23 protein-coding genes are annotated in these 24363 nt (G+C 73.2%); 7 read left to right on the forward strand and 16 right to left on the reverse strand.

Annotation, left to right across the window (positions count from 1 at the left end; translation table 11 throughout):
• Positions 1-8: 8 nt before the first annotated feature.
• Positions 9-572 carry a rhodanese-like domain-containing protein gene (locus tag ACFY1T_RS14105; RefSeq protein WP_390788343.1) on the forward strand — a complete coding sequence of 188 codons (564 nt, stop codon included), beginning with the start codon at positions 9-11 and terminating at the stop codon, positions 570-572.
• Positions 573-657: 85 nt separating this feature from the next.
• Here the strand turns inward: ACFY1T_RS14105 and ACFY1T_RS14110 are convergent, their stop codons facing one another.
• The 4 genes from ACFY1T_RS14110 to ACFY1T_RS14125 all read right to left on the reverse strand — a co-directional run bounded on the left by ACFY1T_RS14110 (position 658) and on the right by ACFY1T_RS14125 (position 6744).
• On the reverse strand, positions 658-2382 hold the full coding sequence (locus ACFY1T_RS14110; protein ID WP_390788344.1) for a DUF885 domain-containing protein: 1725 nt from the start codon (positions 2380-2382) through the stop codon (positions 658-660).
• 158 nt (positions 2383-2540) lie between these two features.
• Complete coding sequence (locus ACFY1T_RS14115; protein WP_390788345.1) at positions 2541-4010, reverse strand: GNAT family N-acetyltransferase; 1470 nt, start codon at positions 4008-4010, stop codon at positions 2541-2543.
• 180 nt (positions 4011-4190) lie between these two features.
• Complete coding sequence (locus ACFY1T_RS14120) at positions 4191-5786, reverse strand: alkaline phosphatase D family protein (RefSeq protein WP_390788346.1); 1596 nt, start codon at positions 5784-5786, stop codon at positions 4191-4193.
• Between the two features lie 106 nt (positions 5787-5892).
• A complete protein-coding gene (locus ACFY1T_RS14125; RefSeq protein WP_390788347.1) occupies positions 5893-6744 on the reverse strand; it encodes an alpha/beta fold hydrolase in 852 nt (283 codons plus the stop codon).
• 277 nt (positions 6745-7021) lie between these two features.
• On the opposite strand from ACFY1T_RS14125, the gene ACFY1T_RS14130 reads away from it, so the two are divergent.
• Entirely contained in the window at positions 7022-7792 is a 771-nt protein-coding gene (locus tag ACFY1T_RS14130; protein WP_390788348.1) for a GntR family transcriptional regulator, read from the forward strand.
• A 301-nt stretch (positions 7793-8093) separates the two neighbouring features.
• Here the strand turns inward: ACFY1T_RS14130 and ACFY1T_RS14135 are convergent, their stop codons facing one another.
• The 3 genes from ACFY1T_RS14135 to ACFY1T_RS14145 form a co-directional block, all read right to left on the reverse strand.
• Entirely contained in the window at positions 8094-9251 is a 1158-nt protein-coding gene (locus tag ACFY1T_RS14135; RefSeq protein WP_030860714.1) for an ROK family transcriptional regulator, read from the reverse strand.
• A 101-nt stretch (positions 9252-9352) separates the two neighbouring features.
• Positions 9353-10003: a response regulator gene (locus ACFY1T_RS14140; protein WP_390788349.1), complete on the reverse strand. Its 651-nt coding sequence runs from the start codon at positions 10001-10003 to the stop codon at positions 9353-9355.
• A gap of 4 nt (positions 10004-10007) precedes the next feature.
• Positions 10008-11183 (reverse strand): sensor histidine kinase, encoded by a 1176-nt coding sequence (locus ACFY1T_RS14145; RefSeq protein ID WP_390788350.1) that lies wholly within the window; start codon positions 11181-11183, stop codon positions 10008-10010.
• Between the two features lie 108 nt (positions 11184-11291).
• Between ACFY1T_RS14145 and ACFY1T_RS14150 the strand changes: the two genes are divergently transcribed.
• From ACFY1T_RS14150 to ACFY1T_RS14160, 3 genes are read left to right on the forward strand one after another with little or no spacing between them, the layout of a single operon-like run.
• Positions 11292-12203, forward strand: a complete 912-nt coding sequence (locus ACFY1T_RS14150) for an ABC transporter ATP-binding protein (RefSeq protein ID WP_390788351.1) — start codon at positions 11292-11294, stop codon at positions 12201-12203.
• Positions 12204-12232: 29 nt separating this feature from the next.
• Positions 12233-12982, forward strand: coding sequence for an ABC transporter permease (locus ACFY1T_RS14155; protein ID WP_390788352.1), 750 nt, complete (start codon positions 12233-12235; stop codon positions 12980-12982).
• Positions 12983-13022: 40 nt separating this feature from the next.
• Positions 13023-13457: a hypothetical protein gene (locus tag ACFY1T_RS14160; protein WP_390788353.1), complete on the forward strand. Its 435-nt coding sequence runs from the start codon at positions 13023-13025 to the stop codon at positions 13455-13457.
• Here the strand turns inward: ACFY1T_RS14160 and mug are convergent.
• The 5 genes from mug to ACFY1T_RS14185 all read right to left on the reverse strand — a co-directional run bounded on the left by mug (position 13454) and on the right by ACFY1T_RS14185 (position 18751).
• Positions 13454-14017, reverse strand: a complete 564-nt coding sequence (mug, locus tag ACFY1T_RS14165) for a G/U mismatch-specific DNA glycosylase (protein ID WP_390788606.1) — start codon at positions 14015-14017, stop codon at positions 13454-13456. The two genes, ACFY1T_RS14160 and mug, sit on opposite strands and share 4 nt — an antisense overlap.
• Entirely contained in the window at positions 14014-15447 is a 1434-nt protein-coding gene (purB, locus tag ACFY1T_RS14170) for an adenylosuccinate lyase (RefSeq protein WP_390788354.1), read from the reverse strand. Before purB ends, mug begins: the two co-directional genes overlap by 4 nt.
• 71 nt (positions 15448-15518) lie before the next feature.
• Positions 15519-16310 (reverse strand): SGNH/GDSL hydrolase family protein, encoded by a 792-nt coding sequence (locus ACFY1T_RS14175; RefSeq protein ID WP_390788355.1) that lies wholly within the window; start codon positions 16308-16310, stop codon positions 15519-15521.
• Positions 16311-16379: 69 nt separating this feature from the next.
• Positions 16380-17405, reverse strand: coding sequence for a hemolysin family protein (locus ACFY1T_RS14180; protein WP_390788356.1), 1026 nt, complete (start codon positions 17403-17405; stop codon positions 16380-16382).
• Entirely contained in the window at positions 17402-18751 is a 1350-nt protein-coding gene (locus ACFY1T_RS14185; protein ID WP_030860696.1) for a hemolysin family protein, read from the reverse strand. Before ACFY1T_RS14185 ends, ACFY1T_RS14180 begins: the two co-directional genes overlap by 4 nt.
• A gap of 206 nt (positions 18752-18957) precedes the next feature.
• Between ACFY1T_RS14185 and ACFY1T_RS14190 the strand changes: the two genes are divergently transcribed.
• The gene (locus tag ACFY1T_RS14190; protein ID WP_390788357.1) at positions 18958-19380 is read left to right on the forward strand and encodes a GNAT family N-acetyltransferase; all 423 of its coding nucleotides are present in this window, start codon (positions 18958-18960) and stop codon (positions 19378-19380) included.
• A 5-nt stretch (positions 19381-19385) separates the two neighbouring features.
• Here the strand turns inward: ACFY1T_RS14190 and ACFY1T_RS14195 are convergent, their stop codons facing one another.
• A complete protein-coding gene (locus ACFY1T_RS14195; protein ID WP_390788358.1) occupies positions 19386-20051 on the reverse strand; it encodes a class I SAM-dependent methyltransferase in 666 nt (221 codons plus the stop codon).
• A 197-nt stretch (positions 20052-20248) separates the two neighbouring features.
• On the opposite strand from ACFY1T_RS14195, the gene ACFY1T_RS14200 reads away from it, so the two are divergent.
• The gene (locus ACFY1T_RS14200; protein ID WP_390788359.1) at positions 20249-20866 is read left to right on the forward strand and encodes a hypothetical protein; all 618 of its coding nucleotides are present in this window, start codon (positions 20249-20251) and stop codon (positions 20864-20866) included.
• Positions 20867-20962: 96 nt separating this feature from the next.
• Here the strand turns inward: ACFY1T_RS14200 and bioD are convergent, their stop codons facing one another.
• From bioD to bioB, 3 genes are read right to left on the reverse strand one after another with little or no spacing between them, the layout of a single operon-like run.
• Positions 20963-21682, reverse strand: coding sequence for a dethiobiotin synthase (gene bioD, locus ACFY1T_RS14205; protein WP_390788360.1), 720 nt, complete (start codon positions 21680-21682; stop codon positions 20963-20965).
• 1 nt (position 21683) lies between these two features.
• Entirely contained in the window at positions 21684-22997 is a 1314-nt protein-coding gene (locus ACFY1T_RS14210; RefSeq protein WP_390788361.1) for an adenosylmethionine--8-amino-7-oxononanoate transaminase, read from the reverse strand.
• Positions 22990-24243: a biotin synthase BioB gene (bioB, locus tag ACFY1T_RS14215; protein WP_390788362.1), complete on the reverse strand. Its 1254-nt coding sequence runs from the start codon at positions 24241-24243 to the stop codon at positions 22990-22992. Before bioB ends, ACFY1T_RS14210 begins: the two co-directional genes overlap by 8 nt.
• Between the last annotated feature and the right edge of the window lie 120 nt (positions 24244-24363).

The raw sequence follows: 24363 nt of genomic DNA on the forward strand, positions 1-24363 counted from the left end.
TCGAAGCCATGACGACGACACAGAACAGCGCCGCCCCGGCCGACGTCCCTGCCACCGCCCCGGCCGACGTCCCTGCCACCGCCCCTGCTCCGGGTGCCAACCCCGTGCTCCGGGTGCCCCCGGCCGCCCCGGCCGCGGCCGCCGCCTACTTCGCCGCGAGCCTCGCCTTCCACGCGGACGTGTCCGACGTCGCCGCCGCCTTCAAGGTCCACCGCGAGCAGGGCGCCGAGCTCGGCTTCCAGCTCGTCGACTCCCGCTCCACCCCGGGCTGGGACCAGGCCCACGTGCCCGGCGCGGTCCACCTGCCGACCGCGCTCATCCCCGAGCAGGCCGAGCAGCTCCTCGACAAGGCCCTTCCCGTGGTCACGTACTGCTGGGGCCCCGGCTGCAACGGCGGTGCCCGCTCGGCGCTCGCCCTGGCCCGGCTCGGCTTCCAGGTCAAGGAGATGCTCGGCGGCATCGAGTACTGGATCCGCGAGGGCTTCGAGGTCGAGACCTGGCAGGGCAGCGAGCGGCGTGCCGAGGCGGACCCGCTGACGGCGCCGACCGACTCCGACGACTGCGGCTGCTGAGGCCGCCTCCCGTACCCGGAACGCCGTACGGGCCGCCCGCTCCCCGTGCGGGGAGCGGGCGGCCCGTACGCGTGAGCGCCGCCGGTCAGAGCTTCGACAGCTCGTCCACCAGATCGTCCAGCCCCAGCGAGCCCTGCGACAGCGCCGCCATGTGCCACGCCTTCAGGTCGAAGGAGTCCCCGTGCGCGGCGCGGGCGTTGTCCCGCCCGAGCAGCCAGGCCCGCTCGCCCAGCTTGTAGCCGATCGCCTGTCCCGGCATCGACAGGTAGCGGGTCACCTCGCTCTCGATGAAGTCCGCCGGCCGGCCGCTGTGCAGACCGAAGAATTCCTGGGCCAGGTCCACCGTCCAGCGCTCGCCCGGGTGGAACGGCGAATCCGCCGGGATCTCCAGACCCAGGTGCATGCCGATGTCCACGATGACCCGCGCGGCGCGCATCATCTGGCAGTCCAGGTAGCCCAGGCGCTGCTCGGCGTCCTTGAGGTAGCCCAGCTCGTCCATCAGGCGCTCCGCGTACAGCGCCCAGCCCTCGCAGTTGGCGCTGACCCAGCCGACGGTGGACTGGTAGCGCGAGAGCTGGTCCGCGACGTGCGTCCACTGCGCGAGCTGCAGGTGGTGGCCGGGAACGCCCTCGTGGTACCAGGTGGAGACCAGGTCGTACACCGGGAAGCGGGTCTGGCCCATCGTCGGCAGCCAGGTGCGCCCCGGACGGGAGAAGTCCTCCGAGGGGTTCGTGTAGTACGGGGCCGCCGCACCGCCCGGCGGGGCGATCATGGACTCCACGCGCTTGACGCGCTCGGCGAGCTCGAAGTGGGTGCCGTCGAGGTTCTCGATGGCCTCGTCCATGATGCCCTGGAGCCAGGCCTGGACCTCGTCGACGCCCTCGATGTGGGTGCCGTGCTCGTCGAGGTGGGCCAGTGCCTCCCAAGGACCCGCGCCCGGCAGGATCTTGGCGGCCTCGGCGTTCATCTCGGCGAGCAGCCGGTGGTATTCGGACCAGCCGTAGGCGTACGCCTCGTCCAGGTCCAGGTCCGTGCCGTTGAAGTACCGCGACCAGCGGGCGTAGCGCTCGCGGCCCACCTGGTCCGGCGCGTCGGCGACGGCCGGTGCGTACACGTCGCGCATCCAGTCGCGGAGTCCGGCGACGGCCGCCGTGGCTCCGGCGGCCGCCTCCTCCAGCCCGGCACGCAGCGCTTCCGGGCCGCGGGACGCGAGTTCGCCGAAGAAGGCCTCTCCGCCGGCGTCCGCCCCGCCGCCCTCGGTGTCTTCGCCGGCCCAGGTGGTGAGCTGGTCGATGAAGGTGGCGGTGGCGCGCGGGCCCCCGTACAGGCCGCGCTGCAGGCCCAGCGCGAGGCTCTCGCGGTAGCCGGCGAGGGCGGCGGGGACCGCCCGCAGCCGCTCGGCGATCGCCGCCCAGTCCTCGTCCGTTTCGGCCGGGGTCAGGGTGAAGACGTCACGGACGGCGTGCGCGGGCGAGTGGATGTTGCTGACGGTCCGCAGGTCCTCGTCCGCCTCGTACACCGCGAGTTCGGCGGTGAGGCGCTCGCGCAGCAGGCGGCCGCAGCGGCGCTCCGCGTCGCTGTCCGCGCCGGGCAGCCGTTCGGCGGCGTCGAGGCGGGCGAGGGTGGAACGGGACAGGTCGGCGGCGGCCGCACGGCCGGCCGGCGAGAAGTCCGGGAGGCGGCTGGAGCACGCGGCGACACCGAGATAGGTGCCCGTGATCGGATCGATGGCGATGAGGTCGTCGACGTATGCGTCGGCGACCTGGCGGGGCAGCCGGGAGGCGCTGTCGCTGCGAAGGGTCTCTGACATGCCGCCATCTTCGTACGAGGGAAGGCTCCGCGTCATCACCGTTCGCTGTCAGCCTCCTGACGTGCACGGGAGCGGCGGAGCCCGGTCCCGCTCCCGTGCCGTCGACGGCCTTGTCCGGGGGCGAGTTCACGCCATGTGGCCGGACCCGTGCGGCAGGCTCAGCGCGGTTGCTGCTGCCCGCCGTACGACTGCCGCGCGCGCGGGGCCTCGTGCGCGGCCCGGGAGGCGGCCGGCGCCGCGTCCAGCCGGGCCGTGATCACCAGAGTGCCGTCCTCGATCTGGTAGTCGAGGGGGAGGCCGAGGCCGCGCATGGCGGCGACCATGCCGGTGTTGGAGGCCTGGGTGACGGCGTACACGCTGTTGCAGCCGGTCTCGACGGCCATCGCGATCAGGCGGCCCAGGAGCTCGGAGCCGATCCCGCGGCGCTGCCAGTCGTCCTCGATCAGGAGCGCGACCTCGGTCTCGTCCCCGTCCCACAGCAGGTGGCCCAGGGCGACGAGCTTGCCGGACGCGGTGGTGGCGGCGAGCGTACGGCCGAACCGGGGGCTCAGCAGGTGGCTGAGGTAGCGGTCGGCGTCGGCCACGGGTCCGTGGTAGCGCAGGCCCAGGGTGCGCTCGGAGCATCGGTCGTGCATCGCGCGGGCGGCGGCCAGATCGGAGCCGTCGGCCCGGCGGACGGTGATCTCGTTGCCCTCGGGCAGGGTCAGCACGTCCTGGCTGCGCGGGACGCGCGGGCCGAGCCGGGCGTCGAGCTCGACGAGGGCGCGGGCCCGGGCGAACTCGGTCGGGGTGAAGGGCAGGTAGGGGCGCTCCACGGTGATGGCACCGCCCGAGGGGTCGCGCAGCCGCATCACCGTGGCCTCCAGGACGCCCTCGACCGGGGCGTCGGCGCCCGCGTTGGGGCGGCCGGAGAGGGTGGTGGCCGGGATCGAGTGGATGGTGCAGCGGCCGAGCAGCTGGCGCAGCGCGAGGGGCAGTTCGGCGGCGTCCAGGGCGGTGCGGGTGGCCAGGCCCAGGACGCGGGTCGGGGTGTCGACGAGGTCGTGCGCGTCGGCGCGTTCGATCCACGTGCTGTGGCCGCCGGACCCGGCGATGGCGCGCGAGAGCTCGGCGGCGGCCAGCCGCTGCGGGGCGCGCAGCAGGAATTCGTCGACGGTGCCGCCCTCGGGCAGCGGATGGGTCTGGAGGGTCAGGATGTCGACCTCGTGGCGGGCGAGGGCGCTGCAGATCGCCGCCAGGCTGCCGGGCTCGTCCCGTACGGTCGTCCGCATCCGCCACAGGGAGGTCGTGGCGGCGGTGGCGCTCTCCGAGCCGGACGCCGGCGCCGACGCGATCTCGGACGCGGACGGGACCGGGACGGCGCCCGGGGTCCGATCGGAAGGCGCTGTGCCCGGCGGCGGTGCATGGCTGTTGTGGCGCCGCGCCCACCAGGTGTGGAAGGCCGCCGTGACGAGGAGCGCGACCGCCGAGGCGATGAGCAGGATCGGGCCCTGGGGGCCGTGCGCGACGAGATTGGCGATGCCGTCTGCGACCGCGACGGCGCAGAACAGCGCGGCCAGTTCGACGACGTCGCGGCGCCAGTGGTGACGGTGGTGGCGGTGGGCGGGGGCGTGGTTGCGTTCAGTCATGCATGCCACTGTGGCGCAGGGGTGTTGCGTGATCACGAACGATCTGTGTCCGCCTGGTTAAGTATCCGTCTGGCCGATTTCGCCCGGTTTTCGCGTGGGGTGCGGGCATCCGGAATCCGTGACGGTGGTCGGCGAACGGGTCCCGGGTCCCGGGAGTTCCGGGACCCGGACCCGCGGTGGTCACTGGCCCACGCGTCCCGGCCGGAGCGAGGTGGTGAAGAGTACGCCGCCTCCCTGGCGCCGCAACCGGACGGTGAGCTCCCCGCTCTCGCCGTCGATCTCGACCTCCCCGTAGTACGGGGGGTTCTCGGACGGTGACATGTTGGCGAGCGGAGCGGACTGGACGTAGGCGGTCTCGGGGCCGAAGGTGGCGTCGAGCTTCCCGGCGGGGAACCCGCCCGCGCCGATGGGACCGGATACGAACTCCCAGAACGGCGCGAAGTCGGTGAACGCCGCCCGCTCCGGGGCGTAGTGGTTCGCGGCCGTGTAGTGGACGTCGGCGGTGAGCCAGAGAGTACCCGTGATGCGCTGGTGCTTGATGTGGCGCAGGAGTTCGGCGATCTGGAGCTCGCGGCCGAGCGGGGCGCCCGGGTCGCCCTGGGCGACGGCCTCGAAGTTCTCGGTGCCGTCGGCCACGACGATGCCCAGCGGCATGTCGGAGGCGATGACCTTCCAGGTGGCGCGCGAGCGCGACAGCTCGCGCTTGAGCCAGGCCAGCTGCTCCCGGCCGAGGATGCCGATCGGGTCCACGGTCTGGCGGCCGGGGGAGTTGGGGTCGCGGTAGGTCCGCATGTCGAGGACGAAGACGTCCAGCAGCGGCCCGTACCGCATCACGCGGTACATCCTGCCCTCGGCGCGGCCGCCGCGGAGGTCGGTGACCGGGAAGTACTCGCCGAAGGCCCGGCGGGCGCGGCCCGCGAGGGTGTCCACGTCGCGCACCGTGTAGCGGGGGTCGTCGATCACCTGGCCGGGGTACCAGTTGTTGCGCACCTCGTGGTCGTCCCACTGGGCGAGGACCGGCACCTGGGCGTTGAAGTCGCGCAGGTTGCGATCGAGCAGGTTGTAGCGGAAGTTCCCGCGGAACTCGTCGAGGGTCTCGGCGACCTTCGCCTTCTCCTCGGTGGTGATGTTGCGCCAGATGCTGCCGTCGTGCAGGGGGACGGAGGCCAGGATCGGCCCGTCGGCGTAGACGGTGTCCCCGCTGAACAGGAAGAAGTCGGGGTCGCGCCGGCGCATCTCGTCGAAGACGCGGTAGCCGCCGAGGTCCGGGTTGATGCCCCAGCCCTGGCCCGCGAGGTCTCCCGACCACAGGAAGCGCACGTCGTGGCGGCGGGAGACGGGGGTGGTCCGGAACGTGCCGCGGACCGGCTCGCCCGTGCGGCGCGGGTCGTCCGGGTCGGCCAGGACCACCCGGTAGTGGATCTGCTGTCCGGGCGGGAGGTCGCGCAGGGTGGTGGTGCCGGTGAAGTCGGTGGCGGGGCCGAGGAACGGGCCTCCGTGCCGTCGGACGCCGTAGCGGAACGATTCGCTCGGGGAGGTCTCGACGTACATCCGCGCCGGCCGGTCGGAGCGCGTCCATACGGTGGCCGAGTGCGCGGTGATCTCACCGGACTGGGTGCCCCACGGCGCGCTCGGGCGCCCGGAGCGGGTGAACGCCGCGGCGGTGGTGGGCGCGGCGAACGCGGGCGCGGCGAGCGCCCCGGACAGGGCGAGGCCCACCGGAACGGCGAGCGAACCGCCGAGCAGGGACCGTCGGGTGTGCGGAATCGGTGCCATCGGAGCGTCTCCAGGGGCCGGCGGGGACGGGTCGGCCCAGTGTGTCGCCGCACACCGGCCCGCCCGCGTCGCCCAACCGAACCGTGGATGAACAGCCGTCAGCCGGTCAGGCCGATTGGCCGGTTGTGGCGCGCACCGTGTCCAGAACCACGCGGCAGACCAGCGCCGGGTCGTCGTTCATCGGTACGTGGCCGCAGCCGCGGAGCCGGATCAGCCGGGCGTCCGGGACCGTGTGCTTGGCGCGTACGCCCTGGCGGGGCAGGAGCAGCCGGTCGCGGGAGCCCCAGGCGATGGTGACCGGCAGACCGGGCACGTCCGAGGTGAACCGTACGGAGCGGCCGGCGGCCAGGGTCTCCTCGAAGCCGGTGGCCTCGCGCAGGGCGAGGGTCTCGGCGACCACGGCCTCGGGGGAACGGCGGGCCGGGTGGGCGTAGATGGTGCCGGTGAGCGCGGCCCGGCCGGCGGCGCTGCGCGAGAGCCGCTCGAGCGTGGAGTGGGGCAGCGTCAGCGCGCCGACGCGCATCGCGCGCAGGGTGGCGAAGGCGTACTTGCGCTCGGCCTCGGTCCAGAAGCCGGCGGGGGAGAGCGCGGTGACCGAGCGGGCCAGGTTGCTGCGGCCCATCTCGAGGGCGAGGAGCCCGCCGAGGGAGTTGCCCACGACGTGCGGGCGCTCGAGGCCGAGGGCCGCGCAGAGCGAGCCGAGTGCGGGGACGAAGGTGCTCAGGTCGTACGGGACCCCCTGCGGCAGCGGCTCCGAGGCTCCGAAGCCGGGCAGGTCGACGGCGATGACGTCGTGCTCGGCGGCCAGGATGTCGGTCACCGGATGCCAGGCCTGGAGATGGTGGCCGATGCCGTGCAGCAGGAGGAGCGGAGCGCCGGCGCCCTTGCGCTCGTAGGCGACGGTGGCGGTTCGGGGGCCCAGGGGCGAGTCGATCGGGAAGGAGACCGTGGCGGTCATGCTGCTCCTTGCTCCTCGTGTGAGACGGGCTGTCAGTAATGATTACCGTCCGGTAGCCCGCCGGTACAAGCCTCTGGTGCGTGTCGGAAGAGCGAGAACATCGCATGAACGGCTTGATACGTATGCCCGATGTGCCCGGTAAAGGGGTGAGGATTGGTCTTGACCAAGGGGGTGCGCCGTCCTATCGTCGCAGGGATAGTGCAGGAACCTTTAATAAACAAAGGCGCGGAACTGCCGCTGGAACACGGCGATTGCAGCGATGGCAGGAGGAGTCAGGGTGGGGACCACGCAGCTCGAAACGGTGCCGGAGCCTAAGTACTGGCACCTCAAGACCGTCCTCAGCGAGGCGCTCGACCAGGACTTCGCCGTGGGCGAGGTCCTGCCCAACGAGCGTGAGCTCGCCGCCCGCTTCGGAGTCGCCCGCGCGACCCTGCGCCAGGCCCTGGAGCAGCTCGAACTCGAGGGGCGGCTGCAGCGCCGCCGCGGGGTCGGCACCACCGTGGCCCCGCCGCGGGTCGGCGTGGCCGTCGGCAGCGCGGGGCAGAGCTGGCCCGGCGAGAGCACCGACGGCTGGGAGGTCGTGGACGCGGACGTGACCGACGCCGCCCTGCCGTCAGCAGCCGTCCTGAAGCTCCTGGGCGCCGTCGCCGCCGACCAGCCCGTGCACACCGTGCGGCGGACCCGGGTCTCCCACGGGCAGGCCGTCGCCGCCGAGCTGCTGTACGTGCCGGCCGCCTCCGTGCCCGGCCTCTCCGCCATCGACGCCCCGGCCGGACCGGCCCGCGCCCGGGCCGTGCTGCGCGAGCTCCAGCGGCTCGCCCTGGACGGGCAGGACCGCTCGGTGGAGCTCGGCTCGGCGCGTGCCGACGACGCCAAGGAGCTCGACCGGCTGCCGGGTGCGCCGGTGCTCGTGGTCACCACCCGGTACTTCACCGCCGCGGGAACGGCCGCCGTCTCGGTGGCCACGTACCGCGCGGACACCTGCCGCCTGACCTTCGCAGACTCGGGCGACGTGGAGATAACGCACGAAGCCCGCGTCGCCTCCTGACCTCCGCGGCGGCCCCGCCCCGCCCGGAACGGCCCGTCCCGGTTCCTGCCGGTGCCGGGCCGTTCGCGTTACCGGCCGCGGGCCGGGAGGTGACGTCCCTTCGAGCCGGGACGCCGCGTCCGCCCGGGGAGGCCCAGGGGGTGTCGCGCCGGTGTCGTGCCGATCAGGCGGGGCTCTCGCGGTACCGATCCGCCGATCCGCCGGTCAGGCCCCGGTCGCGGAAGCCGGCCGCGGCGCGATCGGCGCGCGGCGACGGGCCCGCGCACACCGGTGACGGCAGCGGGTGTTCGCCGGGGCGGGTTCAGCGGCGGCGGGTCGTGACCGTCTTCTCCACCGCGAAGAGCTCTTCCTCCACGTGGTCCAGCGCCAGGCGCAGGGCTCCGGTGGCCACCGCGGCCTCGCCGAGCAGGGACTGCGCCACCCGCGGCGGGCGCAGGCAGTAGCGCTCCAGCTCCCGGCGCAGGGGGTCCAGCACGCCGGACAGGCCGGCCGCCCAGCCGCCGACCACGACGAGCTCCGGATCCATGGCCAGGACCAGAGCCGCCACGTCGTGCACCAGCCTCTGGATGAAGCGCTCCACCGCGGCCACCGCCCGCTCGTCACCGCGGCGGGCCATCGCGAAGACCTCGGCCACTGCCTGCTCGTCGAGCGGGTGGAGCGGCTCCCCGGTCGTGGACAACAGCTTCTCGGGCGTGACGTCGCGGCCCAGCAGGTGCAGGGCGCCGATCTCGCCCGCAGCCCCGCCGAACCCGCGGTGGAGCCTGCCTCCGATCAGTGAGCCCGCGCCGGGGCTGAGCCCCGCCATCACGAACACGATGTCGTCCGTGTCCTGCGCGGCGCCCTTCCAGTGCTCGGCGACCGCGGCCGCGTTGGCGTCGTTCTCCACCCGCACCGGGCAGCGGAACGAGCGCCTCAGCCGCTCACCGAGGGGCAGTCCCGTCCAGCCGGGCAGGGCCGTGCCCAGGCGTACGGTGCCGTCGGCCTCCACGATCCCGGGGCTGCCGACGCCGACCGCCCGCAGGGAGTCCCGCGGTACGCCGGCCCGGCGCAGGAGATCCGCCACCGCCGCCCGAACCCGCTCCAGCCGCTCGTCGGCGGAGGCCGTCTCGGCGACGTCCTTGGTGCCGGCGCCGATCACCCGCCCGTCCAGGCCGGAGAGCAGCACCGCGATCCGGTGCGAGCCGATCTCGATGCCGAGCAGATGCCCCGCCTCGGCCCGGAACCGGTAGCGCCTGGCCGGCCGCCCCTGGCGGCGCGCACCCTCCTCCGCACCTGCCTCGACGACGAGCCCGGTACCGATCAGCCCCTCGACCACGCCTTCCACGGTGGGCCGGGACAGCCCGGTCACCCGGGTGAGATCGGTGAGGGTCGGCGATTCGGCCGCCCGCAGTGCGCGCAGCACCACGGCCGAATTGATCCGCCGGAGCAGAGAGGGATCCCCGCCGGTCAGCTGCCCCAACGTGTGTCCTCCCAGCTAGCGAGCTTGTCTGCCGGATCGTACTGTGCCCCCGGGGCCACTGCGAGACGCAGCCCCCCATCGGCCGGAACCGGCTCCTCCCCTCAGGCCGGGGCAACGAATCCGGACTCGTAGGCCGTGATCACCGCCTGGGTCCGGTCCCGAGCCCCCAGCTTGCCCAGGATCGCGCTCACATGGGACTTCACCGTCTCCGTGCCGACGATCAGCTCCTTGGCGATCTCGACGTTCGTCAGCCCGCGCGCCATCGCCCGCAGCACCGCCTCCTCGCGCTCGGTCAGCGCCGCCTGCTTCAGCGCCGCCCGCGCCTGCCGGTTCCCGTACTCCGCGGCCAGAGCCCGTACGGCCGCCGGGAACAGCAGCGTCTCGCCCTCGGCCACCAGCCGCACCGCGTGCACGATCTCGGAGGGCCGGGCCCGCTTCAACAGGAAGCCGTCCGCCCCCGCCCGCAGCGCCTGGTACACGTACTCGTCGTTCTCGAACGTGGTCACCACGAGGATCTTCGGCGGGGAGTCCACGGTCCGCAGAACGGCCCGCGTCGCCTCGATCCCGTCGAGCAGCGGCATCCGAACGTCCATGGCCACCACGTCCGGCCGCAGCTGCCGCACGAGCGGGACCACGGAGGCCCCGTCGGCCGCCTCACCCACCACTTCGATGTCGGGCTGGGCATCCAGGACGGCACGCAGACCCGCGCGCACCAGGGGTTCGTCATCGACGAGGAGAACGGTAACCGGCATCCGGTCAGCGTATTCGCTCCAGCGGAAGCCGGGCGCGCACCCTCCAACTGCCTTCGAACGGGCCCGTCTCGGCCTCCCCGCCCAGCAGCGCGGCCCGCTCCCGCATGCCGCGCAGCCCGCTCCCGCCGCCGGGGATGAAGGCGGGGCCCTCCGGAAGCGGGTTCGTGACCTCCATGTCCAGCCTGCCGACGGCCATCTCCACCCGGACCCGGACCGGCACCGGTCCGCAGTGCCGCAGCACGTTCGTGAGCGCCTCTTGCAGGATCCGGTAGCCCTCCCGGGTGACCGGGCCCGGCAACTGCTCCAGCGGACCCGTCAGTTGCGCGTCGACCTCCGATCCCGATGCGCGCGCCGACTCCAGCAGCCGGTCCGCCTCCGCGAGCGTCGGCCGCTGGGAGACGGGCTGCGCCGACTCCCGCAGGACCAGCAGGACCCGCTCCAGGTCCTCCAGCGCGGCCCGCCCCGTCTCCTCGATCGCACCCAGCGCCCGGTCGGTGAACTCGGGATTGCCGGCGGCCCGGGCCGCCCCCGCCTGCACCACGGCCACCGTCAGGGCGTGCCCGATCGAGTCGTGCAGCTCCCGCGCGATGCGCGTGCGCTCCAACAGCTGCTCGGTACGGGCCTCCAGGGCGGTGAGCCGTTCGGCGGCCGAAGGCCCCAGCAGTCGGCGCGCGACCGCGGTGACCAGCTCGCCCAGCAGCACCACGATGACGATGAGAAGGATCAAGGGCACCGGAATGAGCAGTGCGGCAGCCCAACGCGGCGGAATGGAAGGGATCATGAGGTCCGAGCCGAGCGGATGTCCGAGCGCCGCCGCGACCAGTTCGACCGTCACCACCGGGAGCCACACGGTCGCGGCCATCGCGGCGAGCGCGATGACGAGCCGGGCCTCGAGCCAGAGCAGCGTCCGCCACCGGTCGCCCCACCGCGCCGACGGCGCGGCACTGATGCCGCTGTCGGGCGTGCCGTGGTCGTGCGGGGTGAGCAGGAACTGAGCCTGCAGCCCCTCCGCCAGCCGTACCCACGGGACCAGGCCGAACGGTATGACGATGACCAACGGCATCCACGGCCACGCCGGCTCTATGAACATCCACAGGGCGAGCAGCAGCACGGGCACGCACAGGTGCAACCAGCGGGAGTAGGTCACCGGTTGGAGCGGGGCACGGAGCAGTCGGTACATGCCCCCATCGTGGCAGCGACCGGCCCGGATGCGTCTCCCCCACGTGGGGGAGACGGCACCCTCGCATGGGGGAGGAAGGGGGGTGGGGCGGGCGGCGAGTCTTGAGCCATGAACAGCATCGAGATCCGAGAACTGACCAAGGAGTACGGCCGCACCCGGGCCGTGGACCACCTCACCTTCGATGTCCTGCCCGGGCGGGTCACCGGATTCCTAGGCCCCAACGGTGCCGGCAAGTCCACCACGATGCGCCTGCTGCTCGGCCTGGACCGGGTCACCTCCGGGACGGCCACGATCGGCGGAGCCCGGTTCACCGACTTCCCGGACCCGCTCCACCGGGTCGGCGCACTGCTGGACGCCCAGGCGGCCCACGGCGGCCGCACCGCCCGGGACCACCTGCGCTTCCTCGCCGCCGCCAACCGCATCCCGGTGCGCCGGGTCGAAGAGGTGCTGGAGCAGGCGGGAATCGCCTCGGCGGCGAAGCGGCGGATCAAGACCTTCTCACTCGGTATGCGCCAGCGCCTGGGCATAGCGGCCGCGCTGCTGGGAGACCCCGCGGTGCTGCTGCTGGACGAGCCGACCAACGGGCTCGACCCCGAAGGCATCATCTGGATCCGCGAGCTGATGCGGGGTCTCGCCGCCGAGGGCCGCACGGTGCTCGTCTCCAGCCATCTGATGTCCGAGACGGCGGCGCTCGCCGACCATCTGGTCGTGCTCGGGCAGGGCAGGCTGCTCGCCGACTCCTCCATGGAGGATTTCATCGAGGCCCGCAGCACCCCGAAGGTGCGTCTGCGCACCTCGGACCCGGTCCGGCTCCGGGCCGCCATGGCCCGGGACGGCTTCCGGATGGCGAGCGCCGACGACGGGCGCTGGAGCGTGGAGGGCATACGGGCCGAGCAGCTCGGCGGACTGGCCGCCCGCGAAGGCATCCCCGTGCTGGAACTCTCCGACGAACGGGCCTCGCTGGAGCAGGCCTACCTCGACCTCACCGCCGACCACGCCCAATTCGCCGCCAACCACTGACGTTCCCCACCACTCAAGGAGGCTTCGCCATGAGCGCCGCTGCGCCCACCATCCCCGTCCTGCACTCGGAATGGATAAAGATACGGTCCCTTCGGGGCACGTTCGGGGCCCTGATCGCCATACTCGTGGCCACCGCCGGGATACAGGCCCTCGCCGCCGCGGCCGTGGGGCAGGCCGAAGCCGGCAGCATGGGGGAGGACCCGCTTCTCGGCGCCTTCTACGGCATCAACTTCGGCCAGATAGCGGCGTTCGCCTTCGGGGCGAGCGCGCTGTCCGCGGAGTTCCAGGGCGGCGCCCTGCGCACGACGCTGACCGCGGTGCCGAACCGTACGCGCTTCTACCTGTCGAAGATGGCCCTGGTGAGCGGCCTCGCCTTCCTGGTGGGCCAGGTCACCGGAGTGCTCACCTTCGTCCTGGGCCAGGCGTTCATGGGCGGGTACGCACTGTCGCCGGGGGACCCGGGCACCTTCCGTGCCGTCTTCGGCAGCGGTGTGTACCTCATGCTCATGGCCCTGTTCGCGGCCGGGCTGACGGCGGTGCTGCGCAGTGCGGCGGTCGTGCTGAGCGTGCTCATACCCTTCGTCGTCATGGTGCCGTTCATCGTCGGCCAGGCGGCGGGCGGTGTCGCCGAGTTCCTGCCGGACCAGGCGGGGCAGCTCGTGATGCACCTGGAGTCGAGCGGCCGGCTCGGTCCCTGGAGCGGTCTCGGGGTGCTGGCACTGTGGGCGGCGGCCGCGCTGGCCGGAGGCTGGCTGGCGGTGCGCCGGCGCGACGCGTGACGCCGAGCCAGTTGTCAGACCTCGCCGCGATACTGACGGCATGACCACGGCAGAGCATCTCGACACGATCGACCGGCTCCGGACGCGTGCCTTCCCCGATGTCCGGGGCAGGTCCGAAGTGGGCACCAGCGGGCCCGGCTACCACCTCGCCGAGCTGGGCGGCAGCCGGTGGTACGGGGACGAGGACGCGGCCGATCGCCTGGCGCACGAGGACCAGGTGGCCGCCGAGTTCGAGGCCCTGGCCCAGCGGCTGGAGGAACGCTGGGGCAAGCCGGACCGGTTCACGCTCGAGGGCCTGAGATTGCGCACGGAGGCCGGGGACGTGGCGCAGCCGTGGCAGGAGATCGGCGACACCAGCGACCACCTCCACCTGTGGCGGGCGGAGGACCGCTGGGTCGCCGTCTACGAGGCCCGGTGGGGGGCCGACCACTCGCCGCAGCTGATGGCCGCGGTGACCGTGATCGACCCGCCCTAGGAGTGGTCCGGGGCCTGCTCGGAGGCCGATTCGGCGGCCGTACGGAGGCGGGCGTACTCCTGGGCCATGGACTCCGCGGTCCAGTGGGCGTTGAGGCCGCTGGGATTGGGAAGCGCCCAGATGCGGGTGGAGCCGATGGTCCGCTCCTGGGGTCCGATCTGCGCCTTCCGTTCGCCGAAGGCCGTGCGGTAGGCGGTGACTCCGACGACCGCCAGCCACTGCGGGCGCAGCCGCTCCACCTTGGCGGTCAGGATGCGGCCGCCCTCGCGGAACTCCTCGGCGCTCAGCTCGTCGGCGCGGGCCGTGGCGCGGGCGACGACGTTGGTGATGCCGAGCCGGTAGGTCAGCAGCTCCTCCTGCTCCGCGGGGGCCAGGCGGCGCGGAGTGAAGCCGGACAGGTGCAGGACCGGCCAGAAGCGATTGCCGGGGCGGGCGAAGTGGTGGCCCGTCGCGGCGGAGAGGAGACCCGGATTGATCCCGCAGAACAGCACACGCAGACCGCCCGCGACCACGTCCGGGAGGACGCGGTCACGGGCGGCGCTCAGCTCCTCGGGGGTCAGAGGATCGACCCCGGCGCGTACCCGGCGGCCTCCGGGTGCTGCTTGGCGATCGCCTCGATACGGGAGACCACCGCGGCCACCTGGTCACCGGCCGCACCCGTGAAGGACAGCTTGTCGGCCATCAGGGCGTCGAGCTGGGCCCGGTCGAGCGGCATCCGCTCGTCGGCGGCCAGCTTGTCCAGCAGCTCGTTGCGCTCGGCGCCCTGCTCGCGCATGGCGAGCGCGGAGGCCACCGCGTGCTCCTTGATGACCTCGTGGGCGGCCTCGCGGCCGACGCCCGCCCGCACCGCGCCCATCAGGACCTTGGTGGTCGCGAGGAAGGGCAGGTAGCGGTCCAGCTCGCGGGCCACGACGGCCGGGAAGGCGCCGAACTCGTCGAGGACCGTCAGGAAGGTCTCCAGCAGGCCGTCGAACGCGAAGAACGCGTCGGGCAGGGCCACCCGGCGGACCACGGAGCAGGACACGTCGCCCTCGTTCCACTGGTCGCCGGCCAGCTCGCCGGTCATCGAGGCGTAGCCGCGCAGGATCACCATCAGGCCGTTGACGCGCTCGCAGGAGCGGGTGTTCATCTTGTGCGGCATCGCGGAGGAGCCGACCTGGCCGGGCTTGAAGCCCTCGGTGACCAGCTCGTGGCCGGCCATCAGGCGGATCGTCTTCGCGATCGACGAGGGAGCGGCGGCCAGCTGCACCAGGGCGGTGACCACGTCGTAGTCGAGCGAGCGCGGGTAGACCTGGCCGACGGAGGTGAAGGCCTGGGCGAAGCCGAGGTGGGCGGCGATCCGCTGCTCCAGGTCGGCCAGCTTCGCGGCGTCGCCGCCCAGCAGGTCGAGCATGTCCTGGGCGGTGCCGACCGGGCCCTTGATCCCGCGCAGCGGGTAGCGGCCGAGCAGGTCCTCCAGCCGGTCGTAGGCGACCAGCAGCTCGTCGGCCGCCGTCGCGAAGCGCTTGCCCAGGGTCGTCGCCTGCGCGGCGACGTTGTGGGAGCGGCCGGCCATGACCAGCTCGGCGTGCTCGCCGGCCAGCTTGCCGAGGCGGGCGAGGACGGCGACCGTACGGTCGCGGGCCAGCTCCAGGGAGAGCCGGATCTGGAGCTGCTCGACGTTCTCGGTGAGGTCGCGGGAGGTCATGCCCTTGTGGACGTGCTCGTGGCCGGCGAGGGCGTTGAACTCCTCGATGCGGGCCTTCACGTCGTGCCGGGTGACCTTCTCGCGCTCGGCGATGGAGGCGAGGTCGACCGTTTCCAGGACGCGCTCGTAGTCGGCGAGGGCGGCGTCCGGGACCTCGATGCCGAGGTCCTTCTGGGCGCGGAGTACGGCGAGCCACAGCCGCCGCTCCAGCGTCACCTTGTACTCGGGGGACCACAGGACGGCGAGCTCCGCGGAGGCGTAGCGGCCGGCCAGGACATTGGGGATGCGGGGCTTGGCTGTCACGTGTAGGGATTCTACTTGGGCCGCAGCTGTGCGTTTACGCAGGTGGGGACCCCGCCTCGGATTGTGCCTTGCTACGAGAGCGGCTCGCCCGCCGTGGCCCCGTACGGCAGCAGCTCCGGGCGCTTGGCCGGGCGGCCGTCCCCGGAGGAGCGGCCGGTCAGCCGGCGGCCGACCCACGGCAGCAGGTGCTGCCGGGCGAAGCTCAGGTCCTGGGACCGGCGCACGGCCCAGCCCGGGGGCACCGCCGCCGGGAGCTCGGCGCGCCAGTCCTGCTCGGGCGGCAGGCCCAGCGTCTGCCAGACCGCCTCGGCCACCCGTCGGTGGCCCTCGGCCGTCAGGTGCAGCCGGTCCACGTCCCACATCCGGGGGTCGGCCAACACGCCGGCCCCGTACAGGTCCACGACCAGGGCCCCGTGCCGGGCGGCCAGCTCCTCGATGATGCCGAAGAGCTCCTCCATGCGCGGCCGGAAGCGGTCCATCACCGGCCCGTTGCGCCCGGGAGAGCGCATCAGCACCAGCGTCTTGCACGCGGGGGCGAGCAGCTCCACGGCCTGCTCCAGGTGCCCGCGCACCCGGCCCATGTCGACCTTCGGCCGCAGAGCGTCGTTCAGACCGCCGACCAGCGTCACCACGTCCGCGCCCATCTCCGCCGCGACCGGGACCTGGTCCTCGGCGATCTGCCCGATCAGCTTCCCGCGGACGGCGAGGTTCGCGTAGCGGAAACCGGGTTCGCGCGCCGCGAGGCGGGCGGCCAGCAGATCGGCCCAGCCGCGGTAGGAGCCGTCGGGCAGCAGGTCGGACATGCCCTCGGTGAAGGAGTCGCCGACCGCGACGAAACTGGTGTAAGACGCATTCATCTCCATGGCGCAGCGATGCTACCGCGCGGTACCCCGGCCCCGCAGGGGCGGGGCACCACGGCGGTGGCAGCCGCGTCAGGCGGAGGCGGGCCTGCCGAACAGCTCGCGCAGCACGTCCTCCATCGTGACCAGGCCCGTCATCGCCCCGCCCGAGCCCATGACCGCCGCCAGGTGCGTCCGGCTGCGACGCATCGCGGTCAGCACGTCGTCGAGCGGGGTCTCCGCCCGTACCTGCGCGATCGGACGCAGCGCGGACACCGGGAACGGCTGGTCCCGCTCCGGTCCTTCCGCGTCGAGCGCGTCCTTGACGTGCAGGTACCCCAGGATCCCGGCCTGTGCGTCGATCACCGGGAAGCGGGAGTACCCCGACTCCGCCGACAGGTGCTGCAGGGCCGTCGGCGTGACGCCGTCGCGGGCCACGACGACCCGGTCCAGCGGCAGCACCACATCGGTGACGGGTCTGCGTCCCAGCTCCAGGGCGTCGTGCAGCCGCTCGCTCGCCCGGTCGTCGATCAGCCCCGCGTCGCTGGAGTCCTTCACGATCCGGGCCAGCTCGTCGTCGGAGAACGTCGCCGAGACCTCGTCCTTCACCTCCACCCGCAGCAGCCGCAGCAGGAGGTTGGCGAAGGCGTTGATCGCGAAGATCACCGGCCGCAGCGCCCGGGTGAGGGTCACCAGCGGCGGACCGAGCAGGAGCGCGGTGCGCACCGGCTCGGACAGGGCCACGTTCTTCGGCAGCATCTCGCCGAAGAGCATGTGCAGGTACGTGGCCAGCGCCAGTGCCACCACGAACGAGATCGCGTGGGTCAGCCCCGAGGGCACCCCGACGAGGTCGAAGAGCGGGGTCAGCAGGTGTGCGATGGCCGGCTCGGCCACCACACCCAGCACCAGGGTGCACAGCGTGATGCCCAGCTGGGCCGCCGCCATCAGCGCCGACACGTGCTCCAGGCCCCACAGCACGGCGCGGGCCCGCCGGTCGCCCTGCTCGGCGTACGGCTCGATCTGGCTGCGCCGTACCGAGATCAGGGCGAACTCGGCGCCGACGAAGAAGGCGTTGACGACCAGGGTCGCCAGGCCGATCAGCAGTTGGAGCACCGTCATCGCGTTCCCTCCCCACCCTGGTCCGAGGACTCCTGCGCGGGCTCGGCCGGCGCGTGCAGCAGCACCCGCGCGGCCCGCCGGCCACTGGCGTCCTCCACGTCGAGCCGCCAGCCGGCCAGCTCCATGCTGTCGCCGACGGCCGGGATCCGGCCCAGCTCGGTCGCTATCAGCCCGGCGAGGGTCTCGTACGGGCCGTCCGGCACGCGCAGTCCGATCCGCGCGAGCTGATCGGTGCGCACGGCGCCGTCGGCGGAGTACAGGCGGCGCCCGGAGGCGTCCGTGCCGGCCGTGGCCAGGTCCGAGGTCTCGTGCGGGTCGTGCTCGTCGCGCACCTCGCCGACGACCTCCTCGACGATGTCCTCCAGGGTCACCACGCCGGCGGTGCCGCCGTACTCGTCGATCACCACGGCCATGGTCTGGCGGCCGGACAGCAGGTCCAGCAGCCGGTCCACGGTCAGCGACTCCGGTACCAGCAGGGGGTCGCGCAGCAGCCGGGAGACCGGGCGCCGGTGCCGCTCCTCGGCGGGCAGGGCGAGCACGTCCTTGATGTGGACGGTGCCGACGACGGTGTCGAGGCTGCCCCGGTAGACAGGGAAGCGCGACAGGCCGGTCGCGAGCGTCGCGTTCGCCACGTCCTCGGCGGTGGTCTGCACGTCGAGGGCCGTGACCTGGACCCGCGGGGTCATGACGTTCTCCGCGGTCAGGTCGGCCAGGTTCAGGGTCCGTACGAACAGCTCGGCGGTGTCCTTCTCCAGCGCACCCGCCTTCGCGGAGTGCCGGGCCAGGGCCACCAGCTCCTGCGGGGTGCGGGCCGAGGCCAGTTCCTCGGCCGGCTCCATGCCGAGCCGGCGGACCATGTGGTTGGCCGTGGTGTTCAGGTGGCTGATGAACGGCCGGAAGGCACGGCTGAAGACCCGCTGCGTGGTGGCCACGCGCTTGGCGATGGCCAGCGGTGAGGAGATCGCCCAGTTCTTGGGCACCAGCTCGCCGACGACCATCAGGACGACGGTCGACAGCACGGTGCCCAGGATCAGGGCGGTGGAGGAGGCGGCCGCGGCCGACAGCCCCATGGCCTCGAACGGGCCCTGGAGCAGGGCTGAGATCGAGGGCTTGGAGATCATGCCGATGACCAGGCCGGTCACGGTGATGCCGAGCTGGGCGCCGGAGAGCTGGAACGTCAGGCTCCGCACGGCCGCGAGGGCGCTCTCGGCGCCGCGCTCGCCGCGCTCGGCGGCCTGTTCGAGCTCGCTGCGCTCGACGGTGGTCAGCGAGAACTCGGCCGCGACGAAGACGCCGCAGGCAAGGCAGAGCAGCAGCGCCACGAGGAGCAGGAGCACTTCGGTCATCGGTCGGTCACCTCCGTCCCATGATCAGTCAGGAGGAGGGGTGTCGCGCGATGTCGGGTACTGGGGGGCTCGCCCATGGGCGGACGCTCACACCTTTCGTTCGGGTCGGTTTCGGGTCGGTCGACCACTGACCATCATAGTAAAGGAAAGGCAAAGTGATCGGATCATTCTTTTGGCGGAGCGCAACCGGATGATGGGATCCGGCCATGAGCGATCTTCATATAGGTCCCGCGTCCTCGGCCGATCTCACCGCCGTGCTCGAGTTCTGGAAGGCGGCTGCCGAGGGAACGAGTATCAGTGACGACCTCGCCGGGGTCGAGCGGCTCCACGCCCGCGATCCGCACTCCCTGCTGCTGGCCCGCCGCGAGGGCGAACTGGTCGGCACGGTGATCGCGGGCTTCGACGGCTGGCGCTGCCACCTCTACCGGCTCGCGGTGCACCCGGACCACCGCCGCCGGGGCATCGGATCGGCGCTGCTGGCCGCCGCCGAGGAGCGGTTCCGCGAGCTCGGCGGACGGCGCGCCGATGCCATGGTGCTGGACCGCAACGAGCGGGCCCACGGCGCGTGGGCGGCGGGCGGCTACCACCGCCAGGACCAGTGGACGCGCTGGGTCAAGCCACTGGGCTGAAGGGTTCAGGCAGGACCGCGGCGGGCCGTGCCGAGCACGCAGTACGAGCTCGGGAGCGCCGGGCCGCGCTCCGGCACCCGGAGGGTGCGGTACGAGGTGACCCGGAAGCCGGCCGCCTCGATCGCGCCGACCGGATCCCGGTACGTGTGGCACCCGCCGAAGAGGCGGGGCCAGACGGTCCGGTCCAGGGTGCGCTGGACGGCGGCCATCCCGGCGGTGGGCGCGCGGCCGTGCTCGAAGAAGCGGAGCTCGGCGTCGGGGCGCAGCACCCGGTGCAGCTCCGCGAGCGCGCGGGGCAGGTCCCGTACGGTGCACAGCACGAGGGAGGCGACGGCGGCGTCGAAGGCCTCGCTCTTCACGGGCAGCGCCTCCGCGACGCCCGGCACGATGTCGACCGGGACCTCGGCGCGCCGGGCCGCGTCGGCGGCGAGCCTTCGCAGGCTCCGCTCCGGCTCGACGGCGACGACCTCGGAGACGGCCCGCGGGTAGTGGGCGAAGTTCAGGCCGTTGCCGGCGCCGATCTCGACGACGCGGCCGGACACCCCGTGCAGGAGCTCGCGGCGCAGTTCGCGCACGCCGCCCCGGGTGTCGGCGGTGGTGCTGAGCCTCGCGTAGAACCGGGCGAAGAGCGGGTGCTCGACGGATTCCGGGTCGCGGTGGGGTGAGGGCATGGCGGACCTCCGGGCGGGGTGGCTACGGGTGCGGGTGCCCTGCCGGGCTGTTCCCCATGCGCGCGGCGGGCAAAACAGGTGCCGGCGGAGGCTGAGTACGCGTACTCAGGAGTTCGGGGCGGTGCCGTGACGACAATCGGTTGAACCGAGCACCGGGGCCCCGGCCGCCGGGGCCCGCCCCAGGAAGTGGAGACCCAGTGACATCCCGTACGACACCCGCCCGTGCCGTGCTGCTCGCCGCGGGGCTGCTCGCGATGACGGCCTGCGGCACCACGGCGTCCGGGAGCGGCGCGGTCGCGGCCCCGTCCCCGTTGCCGAGCCTGACCCCGGACCACGCCGCGCAGGCGGCGGCCGCGGTGGCCCGCCACGACAAGCGCTTCCCCGAGGTGGCCGCGGGTTGCGCGGGCCGGGAGAGCGTGGCGCCCACCGGATCGGCGGCGCCGGACGACTTGCCGACGGACCCCGCGGCGCGCAAGTACGCGGAGAACCACGCGTACCGGAACGAGGCCGCGCTCACGCCCGCCGCCCGGTGCCGCGGGGAGGCCCACGCCGCACGGATCAAGGCGGCGCTGGGCGGCTCCGGCGGGAAGGGCGCACCGCGGACGGCCCAGGAGCTCGGCGGGCGCCTGACCGCGATGGGCTACGAGGTCGAGCCGGGCGACGTGTACGCATCGAGCACCGGCGACCTCTCGTTCGTCCTGTCGATTCCGGAGAGCGGGCCGTGCGTGACGGGCCGGGTGGGCCCACCCGTGAGCGTGAAGGCGCACGGCCCCTACATGGAGGGCGGCTGCCACGAGCCGCGCGGCGGCCACTGAACGCAGCCCCGCTCGCGGAACGCCCCGCGGAGGAAGTGGCCGGACGGCCCGGCGGCCCGGACGGCGTCGCCGGCCCGCTTCCTCCGCGGGTGCCGGTCAGGGCTGCCAGGTCTCCAGGAAGGACTCCGGGGACCACGTGCCCGAGAGGCCGCCGGCGAGCCAGGTGGGAGCCGCCGCGCGGAAGGACTCCGGGGACAGGGATCCCGAGGCCTCCGGTACGACGCCCAGCAGCGGGAGCCCCGAGGACGACGGCAGGTCCGCCAGGTTGCAGCGGCAGGCCAGGTCCGGCTCCGCCGGCCAGCTGCCGATGACCACGCCCGGCGACTGCAGCCCCCGGGCGCGGAGGGCTTCCGCCGTCAGGGTGGTGGAGTTGAGGGTGCCGAGGGCCGGCGGGGTGACCACCAGGACCGGCGCGACGAGCAGACGGGCCGCGTCGGCGAGGGTGTGGCCGGCCGCGTCGAAGCGGACCAGCAGCCCACCCGCGCCCTCCACCAGGACCAGGTCGTGCGAGCGGGACAGGTCCCGCGCCGCGTCCGCGATCTCGCCGGGCGAGAGCGTCGGCAGGCCCGCGCGGCGGGCCGCCGTGTCCGGGGCCAGCGGCTCGGGGTAGCGGGCCAGTTCCACCGCCGTGATCGTCGGTCCGGCCAGGCGGACCACCTCGGCCGCATCCCCCGCGGCGCCGGGCTCCATCCCCGTCTGAGCCGGCTTCAGGACCGCCACCGAGCGGCCCGCCGCCACGGCGGCGGCCGCGACCGCCGCGGTGACCACGGTCTTGCCGATCTCCGTGCCCGTGCCCGAAACCATCAGTACGGTCATGTCAGCCCTCCTGCGCGGCCGCGCACACCGCACGGCAGATGCGGGCCACGTCGCCGTCGCCCGTGACGAACGGCGGCATCACGTAGACCAGGTCGCGGAAGGGGCGTACCCACACGCCTTCGCGGACCGCGGCCCGGGTCGCCGCCGCCACGTCGACCTCGTGCGTCAGCTGGACCACGCCGATCGCGCCCAGGACCCGTACGTCCCGTACACCGGGCAGCTCCCGTGCCGGAGCCAGGCCCTCCAGCAGGCCCGCCTCGATCCGCTTGACCTCGCGCTGCCAGTCCTGGCCGAGGAGCAGGTCGATGGAGGCCAGCGCCACGGCCGTGGCCAGCGGGTTGCCCATGAAGGTCGGCCCGTGGGCGAGGATCGGGACGGCTCCCCGGGAGATCCCGTTCGCCACCCGCTCCGTGCACAACGTGGCCGCCAGCGTGAGGTAGCCGCCGGTCAGGGACTTGCCGAGGCACATCACGTCCGGGGTGATCCCGGCGTGGTCCGCCGCGAACAGGGCGCCGGTGCGGCCGAAACCCGTCGCGATCTCGTCCAGGATGAGCAGGACGTCGTACTCGTCGCACAGTTCGCGCATCACCCGCAGGTAGCCGGGGTTGTGGAAGCGCATGCCGCCCGCACCCTGCACCACCGGTTCCAGGATCACCGCGGCCAGCTCGTCCGCGTGGGCGGAGAGCAGGGAGCGCAGGTGGTCGACGTACGCGGGGTCCACGGGCGCGTCGAAGCCGCTCGGCGGGACGTCGGCGAAGAGCTGCTGCGGGAGGATCCCCGACCACAGCTCGTGCATGCCGCCCTCGGGGTCGCAGACGCCCATCGGCGTCCAGGTGTCCCCGTGGTAGCCGCCGCGCCAGGTCAGCAGCCGGGTCTTGCCGGACCGGCCGATGGAGCGCCAGTACTGCAGGCACATCTTCACCGCGACCTCGACCGAGACCGACCCCGAGTCGGCGAGGAAGACGTGCTCCAGGCCGGGCGGGGTGATCTCGACCAGCCGGGCGGCGAGGCGGACGGCGGGCTCGTGGGTGAGTCCGCCGAACATCACGTGCGACATCCGGCCGAGTTGGTCGGTCACGGCCTCGTTCAGCGCCGGGTGGTTGTACCCGTGGATCGCCGACCACCAGGAGGACATGCCGTCGACCAGCTCGTCCTGGCCCTGCGCGGGCTCGGCCAGCCGCAGCCGCACGCCCGAGGCGGAGGAGACCACGAGGGGCTCCTGCCGCCCGGGCATCGGACCGTACGGGTGCCAGACGTGCTGCCGGTCCAGCGCGAGCAGTTCCGCGGCCGGCAGCGAGTGGTGCTGGTCAGGCATTGGGGGCGAGGTCCGTTCCCGCGCCGCGGCGGCGGACCGCCACCAGGTCCGGACGGACGTCGCCGGCCGGAGCCTGCGCCGGAGCCCCGGCGGGCACGGGAGCCGACGCCGCGACCGGCGCCTGGGCCGGGACGGCCTCGTGGCCCGAGCAGCCGCCGCACGCGGAACCACAGCCCGCCTCGGCCGCCGAGGACCCGCACGGGCTCTGACCCGCCGCGGCCCTGGCCGCCGCCAACGCGTCCGCGCGGTGCGCGGGCAGGGTCGTCGTACCGGCGCCCTCCACCTCGAAACCGGCGTCCGCGATCATGTCGAGGTCGGCCTGGCCGGCCTGGCCCTCACTGGTGAGGTAGTCGCCGAGGAAGATGGAGTTGGCGATGTTCAGCGCGAGCGGCTGCATCGAGCGCAGGTGCACCTCGCGGCCGCCGGCGATCCGGACCTCCACGTCGGGGCAGACGAAGCGGACCATCGCCAGGATCCGCAGGCAGCGCTGCGGGGTGAGGTTCCACTCCTTGGCCAGCGGGGTGCCCTCGAAGGGGATCAGGAAGTTCACCGGCACCGAGTCGGAGTCCAGCTCGCGCAGCGAGTAGACGACGTCGACCAGGTCCTCGTCGCTCTCGCCCATGCCCGCGATCAGGCCGGAGCAGGCCGACAGGCCCGCCGCGTGCGCCTTTTGCACCGTGTCGACCCGGTCCGCGTAGGTGTGGGTCTTGGTGATCTGGCCGTACGTGGCCTCGGAGGTGTTGAGGTTGTGGTTGTAGGCATCGGCGCCCGCGTCCTTCAGGCGCTCGGCCTGGCCTTCCGAGAGCAGGCCGAGGCAGGCGCACACCTCGACGCCCTCGTTCTGCTCCTTGATCGCCTCGATCGTCTTGCCGACGCGGTCCACGTCGCGGTCCGTCGGGCCGCGCCCGCTCGCCACCAGGCACACGCGCTTCGCGCCGCCCGCGACACCGGCCGCGGCGGCCTGCGAGGCCTCGTCCGGCTTGAGCCACGTGTACTTGAGGATCTCCGCCTTCGATCCCAGTCGCTGGGAGCAGTAGGAGCAGTCCTCCGGGCAGAGCCCGGACTTCAGGTTGACCAGGTAGTTCAGCTTGACCCGACGCCCGAACCACTGGCGGCGCACCTTGCCGGCCGCGGCCACCACGTCGAGCAGTTCGTCGTCAGAGGTCGCCAGTACGGCAAGTGCCTCTTCGCGGGTCGGCAGCTCGCGCCGCAGCCCCTTGTCCACCAGGGTGTTCAGCAGGTCCATGACGCCGATCCTGGACTACACGAGCACTCCCGGCCAAGGAGAGATCGCACAACATGGCCGGAACGGAGTGTGTGGATCGCCACACCTGGCACTCAAGTGACGGCCGTTAGGGTCAGGCAG

Origin of the sequence: Streptomyces sp. NPDC001194 (assembly GCF_042896985.1) — a bacterium.
GTDB lineage: Bacteria > Actinomycetota > Actinomycetes > Streptomycetales > Streptomycetaceae > Streptomyces.

Bases quoted from the DNA above. Each gene is read 5' to 3' on its own strand.
- ACFY1T_RS14105 (WP_390788343.1), top strand. From the start codon at position 9: ATGACGACGACACAGAACAGCGCCGCCCCGGCCGACGTCCCTGCCACC.
- ACFY1T_RS14110 (WP_390788344.1), bottom strand. From the start codon at position 2,382: ATGTCAGAGACCCTTCGCAGCGACAGCGCCTCCCGGCTGCCCCGCCAG.
- ACFY1T_RS14115 (WP_390788345.1), bottom strand. From the start codon at position 4,010: ATGACTGAACGCAACCACGCCCCCGCCCACCGCCACCACCGTCACCAC.
- ACFY1T_RS14120 (WP_390788346.1), bottom strand. From the start codon at position 5,786: ATGGCACCGATTCCGCACACCCGACGGTCCCTGCTCGGCGGTTCGCTC.
- ACFY1T_RS14125 (WP_390788347.1), bottom strand. From the start codon at position 6,744: ATGACCGCCACGGTCTCCTTCCCGATCGACTCGCCCCTGGGCCCCCGA.
- ACFY1T_RS14140 (WP_390788349.1), bottom strand. From the start codon at position 10,003: ATGCCGGTTACCGTTCTCCTCGTCGATGACGAACCCCTGGTGCGCGCG.
- ACFY1T_RS14145 (WP_390788350.1), bottom strand. From the start codon at position 11,183: ATGTACCGACTGCTCCGTGCCCCGCTCCAACCGGTGACCTACTCCCGC.
- ACFY1T_RS14150 (WP_390788351.1), top strand. From the start codon at position 11,292: ATGAACAGCATCGAGATCCGAGAACTGACCAAGGAGTACGGCCGCACC.
- ACFY1T_RS14155 (WP_390788352.1), top strand. From the start codon at position 12,233: ATGAGCGCCGCTGCGCCCACCATCCCCGTCCTGCACTCGGAATGGATA.
- ACFY1T_RS14160 (WP_390788353.1), top strand. From the start codon at position 13,023: ATGACCACGGCAGAGCATCTCGACACGATCGACCGGCTCCGGACGCGT.
- ACFY1T_RS14175 (WP_390788355.1), bottom strand. From the start codon at position 16,310: ATGGAGATGAATGCGTCTTACACCAGTTTCGTCGCGGTCGGCGACTCC.
- ACFY1T_RS14180 (WP_390788356.1), bottom strand. From the start codon at position 17,405: ATGACGGTGCTCCAACTGCTGATCGGCCTGGCGACCCTGGTCGTCAAC.
- ACFY1T_RS14185 (WP_030860696.1), bottom strand. From the start codon at position 18,751: ATGACCGAAGTGCTCCTGCTCCTCGTGGCGCTGCTGCTCTGCCTTGCC.
- ACFY1T_RS14190 (WP_390788357.1), top strand. From the start codon at position 18,958: ATGAGCGATCTTCATATAGGTCCCGCGTCCTCGGCCGATCTCACCGCC.
- ACFY1T_RS14195 (WP_390788358.1), bottom strand. From the start codon at position 20,051: ATGCCCTCACCCCACCGCGACCCGGAATCCGTCGAGCACCCGCTCTTC.
- bioD (WP_390788360.1), bottom strand. From the start codon at position 21,682: ATGACCGTACTGATGGTTTCGGGCACGGGCACGGAGATCGGCAAGACC.
- ACFY1T_RS14210 (WP_390788361.1), bottom strand. From the start codon at position 22,997: ATGCCTGACCAGCACCACTCGCTGCCGGCCGCGGAACTGCTCGCGCTG.
- bioB (WP_390788362.1), bottom strand. From the start codon at position 24,243: ATGGACCTGCTGAACACCCTGGTGGACAAGGGGCTGCGGCGCGAGCTG.